2 protein-coding genes, 1 pseudogene and 1 riboswitch are annotated in these 3442 nt (G+C 67.3%); all 3 genes and pseudogenes read right to left on the bottom strand.

Annotated elements, in window-relative coordinates; all coding sequences use genetic code 11:
- Positions 1-431 (bottom strand): annotated as a pseudogene (locus LQV16_RS23150) (hypothetical protein); the annotation flags it as partial.
- A 1-nt stretch (position 432) separates the two neighbouring features.
- Positions 433-590: riboswitch (cyclic di-AMP (ydaO/yuaA leader) on the bottom strand.
- A 168-nt stretch (positions 591-758) separates the two neighbouring features.
- A complete protein-coding gene (locus tag LQV16_RS23145) occupies positions 759-2405 on the bottom strand; it encodes a HAMP domain-containing sensor histidine kinase (protein WP_229996175.1) in 1647 nt (548 codons plus the stop codon).
- 21 nt (positions 2406-2426) lie between these two features.
- Complete coding sequence (locus tag LQV16_RS23140; protein ID WP_229996174.1) at positions 2427-3167, bottom strand: response regulator transcription factor; 741 nt, start codon at positions 3165-3167, stop codon at positions 2427-2429.
- Positions 3168-3442: the final 275 nt, after the last annotated feature.

Raw genomic sequence — 3442 nt, 5'->3', positions numbered from 1 at the left:
GCAGGAGCCGGTGCAGGAGCGGGGGCTGAGGGAGCCGGCACGGGAGCAGCGGGTGCTTGGATCAGCGCTTCGACGGCCTTAACCTGCGAGATCTGGGGTGCCACGTTTTTTTCCACTGGAGCGGTCGGCCCAGCCACCTGGGCCCGCTCGAAGTTGAGCTTGGCCAGCGGGTCGGCGGTGGTGGCTGTTTGGCTGCTTCCAACGTTCGTGCCCGGGCTCCCCGGCTCTGCCGCCTGGCTGGCAGCGCCGCCCCCCACCAGCATGGCGCAGGCGGCGGTGATGACGGCGGCGCGGCGGCCGGTGATGCCGAGGCCGGTGGCCAGCCTGGACAGGGCGGATGCCTGCGTGGCCGGTTCGGCGCGGTGGCGCGACTTGGTGGAACGGGAATGGGAATCGCCGTCAGGGCGCGTTTGTACTTGGAATTCAGTCATGGTGGCCTCTCAACGCCGGCGGAGTTAGCTGTCGGGTTCGGATGAGGTCATCCGGCCGCACGGAAACTCACGTGTCGGCTTCACCCCGAGGGCGCATGAAAGCAGAATGCCCGGGAACTCTGGGTCCCCCGCCTCTGCCTGGTCCAGCGGAATCCGGGAAGCGGCAGAGTTTGGCGTCCGTCCGGATATGCGGCACCAATGGCGGCGCACCCCAAAGACGCTACAGGACCCGGCCGCTTAAGTCACATTTTGGTAACAGGAGTCACAGCGGCGGGGTGTCGGCTTGCGCCGGAGTCGCCGGTCGTCCGGGTGGGGGCCTGTGGGTGGCTACGCCGACGGCGGCGCCGCGGGCAGCCGCACGGCGAACTCCGTGCGGCCAGGCCGGGACGTGACCTCGACTGTTCCTCCGTGGGCCTCCACGATCGAATGGACAATGGACAAGCCCAACCCGCTCGTGCCCTCCGAGGTCGGCGCGGCAGTCGCCGTTCCCTGACCATGGCTGCCTCCGGCTGCCATGCCAAAGGCACTAGAAGCAGCACCGGAAGCAGCGCCGGATGCCGAGCGCACGGCGCCCCCGGACCGGGCCCCCGCCGTCGCGACGGCTGAGTTAGCTGCGGCGCTGGCTGCGGCGCTGGTCGCGGGATTGGTGCGCGCCGCGTCGGCACGTGCGAAGCGGGCGAAGACCCGGCCGACGAATTCGGGGGCGATGCCGCGGCCATTGTCCGTCACAGTGACCATGGCGCTGCCGTCAGCCGAACGCATGACGCCCGTAACCACCTTGGTTCCGGGGTCCGTGTGCTTGCGTGCATTGGACAGGAGGTTGGCGAGGACCTGGTGAAGCTGGGTCGCGTCACCGCGCACCACCACGGGTTCCTCCGGAAGCTCCAGCTGCCAGATGCGGTCCGGGGCCATGACTTTCTCATCGCTCACCGTCTCGATGGCCAACTGGGTGAGGTCGACGTCGGAGATCTTGAGCGGCTGTCCCTCGTCCAGGCGTGCCAGCAGCAGCAAGTCCTCCACCAGGGTGGTCATCCGCTCGGACTGGCTTTGCACGCGCGCGAGGGATCTCTGGCCGTCGGGAGTGAAGTGCTCGGTCATCCGCATCAGCTCCGTGTAGCCGCGGATGGCCGTCAGCGGGGTTCGGAGTTCGTGCGAGGCATCGGCGACGAACTGCCGAACCTTCATCTCGCTCTCCTGCCGCGCCTCGAGGGCATTGGAGACGTTGTCCAGCATCTGGTTCAGCGCGTAGCCCACGCTGCCCACTTCGGTTCCGCGGTGGGCGGCCGACGCCGGGACGCGCACCCCGAGCGCCACCTCGCCGGCGTCCAGCGGGAGGCGGGAAACCTGGGTGGCCACCTCGGAGAGCTGCTCCAACGGCTTCATGGTGCGGCGGATGAGCACAGTCCCGGCAAGACCGATCAGAACTATTCCGCCAAGCGACACAATAGTGATGGTCCAGACAAGGGAGGTCAGGGTGCTCTGTTTATCGGCAAGGGGAAGCCCGGTGACAATGGTGTCGCCATATGGGGTCTGCGTGGCAACGAGACGGTAGGCGCCGGATGACAGCGTGCGATCAACGGGGAGACCGTCGGTGCGTAGTCCCAGGAGGATCTGGTCGTCCTCCGATGACAGCGAGGCGCGGGTGGCGTCGGTGGCCAGGAAGCCTGCACTGCCGACGTTGCCGTTCTCAATCCGGGCGATGAGGGTGCCGACCCTTTGTCCCCGCGCGTCTAAGGGATCCGGCCTGCCATTGGGGTTGCCGGCAGGGGGCCGGCTGAACTCACTCGAGCGGTGCGAAGCCTGGCCGAGCTGGTCATCGAGCTGCCGGGTCAGGAATAAGTCCATGGAGGCGTAGCTGAACAGTCCCACAGCGCCGCAGATAGCCACGAGCAGCGCCATGGCGACGAGAACCAGCCGGGTGCGCAAATGCCACGTGGAGGGGTTGCGCCAGTCGCGCCCGGGCACGCGTGTCACACCGGAAAGTGAAGGCACGGATCAGTCCGCCGGTTTCAGTACGTAGCCGGCGCCGCGCACCGTGTGGATCATGGGAGCGTGGTTGGCGTCGACCTTCTTGCGCAGGTAGGAAATGTACAGTTCCACGATGTTCGCCTGGCCGCCGAAGTCATAGTCCCAGACGCGGTCCAGGATCTGGGCCTTGCTGATGACCCGTTTGGGGTTTTCCATGAGGTAGCGCAGCAGCTCGAACTGCGTGGCGGTCAGATGCAGCTCCTCACCGCCCCTGGTGACTTCGCGGGTGTCGACATTGAGTACAAGGTCCCCCACCACCAGCTCGGCGGTGTCCATGGCGGCCACCCCGGAGCGCTGGACCAGCCTGTGCAGGCGCAGCAGCACCTCTTCCATGCTGAACGGCTTGGTGACGTAGTCATCGCCGCCGGCCGCCAGGCCGGTAATGCGGTCCTGGACGGCATCCTTGGCCGTGAGGAACAGCGCCGGAACCTCCGGCGCGAACGCGCGGATCCTGCTCAGCAGCTCGACGCCGTCGAACCCGGGCAGCATCACGTCCAGCACCAGCACGTCGGGGCGGAAGTCCTTGGCAAGCCGGACCGCGGCAGGCCCGTCTTCCGCCACGGCCACGGACCAGCCGGCCATCCGTAGGCCCATGCTCATGAGCTCGGAGAGGCTGGGCTCGTCGTCCACCACCAGCGCGCGGATGGGGGAGCCATCCGGATGCGTGAGCTGGGGAAGGTTGTTAGTCATGGAGTGCGAAGTGGCCATGGGACAACTCTCCGATCTGCCGGTTAGGCGGGGCTTTGGGGACCCTGTGCGGCACCTGTGAATCCCAGCCTAGCGAGCTGGATGCCCTTCCCGGGCCGTAGGTGCCGCTCCGGCAGCGCTCAATCGGAGACTAACGCCCCGCCCGAACGTCACAGGCCCGGCTGTCGGCCCGCACAGCCCAGGCACAGGATCCCTCAGCACTCTGGGGTGAACACCGATCCGCACCCTAAGGAGAAACACCATGAGCGGTCAGCATCCCGGAGCCGGTTCCGGAC

Origin of the sequence: Arthrobacter sp. Bi26 (assembly GCF_918697925.1) — a bacterium.
In the GTDB taxonomy this organism is placed as follows: Bacteria; Actinomycetota; Actinomycetes; order Actinomycetales; family Micrococcaceae; genus Arthrobacter.
Note: the sequence above shows the minus strand (reverse complement) of the source record. Positions and strands in the feature narration are given on the sequence as shown.